The sequence below is a fragment of the Enterococcus gallinarum NBRC 100675 genome (assembly GCF_001544275.1).
Taxonomy (GTDB): Bacteria; Bacillota; Bacilli; order Lactobacillales; family Enterococcaceae; genus Enterococcus_D; species Enterococcus_D gallinarum.
In genome coordinates, this window is the sequence record NZ_BCQE01000079.1 from 1 (window position 1) to 1,454 (window position 1,454).

The 1,454-nt window shown below is 37.7% G+C and carries 1 protein-coding gene; it reads right to left on the reverse strand.

The window, feature by feature from the left end; all coding sequences use genetic code 11:
• Positions 1 to 82: 82 nt before the first annotated feature.
• Positions 83 to 1,378 (reverse strand): ISL3-like element ISEfa5 family transposase, encoded by a 1,296-nt coding sequence (locus EG2_RS18145; RefSeq protein ID WP_060815727.1) that lies wholly within the window; start codon positions 1,376 to 1,378, stop codon positions 83 to 85.
• Positions 1,379 to 1,454: the final 76 nt, after the last annotated feature.

Consider the following 1,454-nt stretch of genomic DNA (forward strand, 5'->3'; position numbering starts at 1 on the left):
GGCTCTTTGTCAATAAGGACTGATGGGTTGTACAAAATCAAATCTGGGTCAGAATGAACCTCATTCTGGCTCAGATTTTTTGTTATCTTACTTTGATTAATTGATTGATCAAAAAGATTCTAATTCTCATGTTCTCAAATGATTTAAATCCGTAGGATACTCGTTTCATTGTCTTTATATGGGTATTCTTCGCTTCTATTTTTCCATTGGTGTAAGGATAGATCATCGCGTTGGTGATGCCTTCTTCATAGGTCAGAAGGTTTTGGAGCTTTTCCCGAAAGCCGTCATCTAACGTTTCGGGAAGTTCTGCCAATAAGGAGAAAAATAAGTCAGGGTCTTTGTCTCGAAAGGCTTCAACTAATTCATGAAAATAGGGATACGCCTCCTTCAGGGACGTAGAAAAGCCAAGCAATCGATCAATCATCATCGCTTCCGTAAGAAATGGGTATTTTGGTGCTCGAAAACTTTTCCATGTTTTGTATTCATAATGGTTGATGTTTACACGATTTTTTAGCAAAAAGCGCCAGTTCTTTTTCAGTTTTTCTGCCTGACTTTTCTGTCCTACTTTACGAAGTTCATTCATTTCACGGATACGCAACTCATTAAAGGCTTGATTCATGTGTTTGATAATATGAAACCGATCAATCACTACTTTCGCATTTGGCAGAATACGTTTGGTAAGCTGGAAGTAGGCGGCGTTCATGTCTGTGACTAAAAATTTTACTTCTTCAGGATTAGTGCAGCCTAAGAAATAGCTTGTTAATCGAGGCAATTTACGCGTAGGCAAGACATCAATTAATTGTCCTGTTTCGCCATCTGCGCAAATAAAGCTCATTTTATCTTCTATGGAAGCGTGCGAACGAAATTCATCAACCATCAATACTCTGGGGAGAATCCTCTTAGATTGCTTTGGTAAGTAGCTTTTAAACTCTTTCAACGTACGAATAACGGTGGTCAAAGATACCTGACAATTTTTCGCAATAAAAGATAAAGATACTTTTTCAGTCAGTAAAGAAGCAATTTTATATCTGACATGATTCGCGATTGAATGTCTGGGTTGAACAAAATAACTTTGAGCCGTCCAATGGGTTCGACAGTTTTTACAGGTATAGCGCTGCTTTTTTAAGCGCATAACCAAAGGCATGTGATTGTATTGTTCAAAGCGGACAATCGTTTCCTTCTTCCCATTTTTCACTACAATTACTTTCCCGTTTCCATCTACCACAGTAGAACCACAATTTCTACAGGTATGGGGAGCAGGTGAGAAAACAGCATCGACGATCAACGTCTTTTTCTTCTGAAAGGTCTCGTAAGAGACCTCTGTAATCATCAAATCTTTCTCTATTAATCGCAGCATTTTTTTGATAGAATCATTCATATAGCATATCGTCCTCTCAGTTGTTTATTTTGTCGTGATTTAATCATACTAGAGAACGATATGTTTTTTAATACCT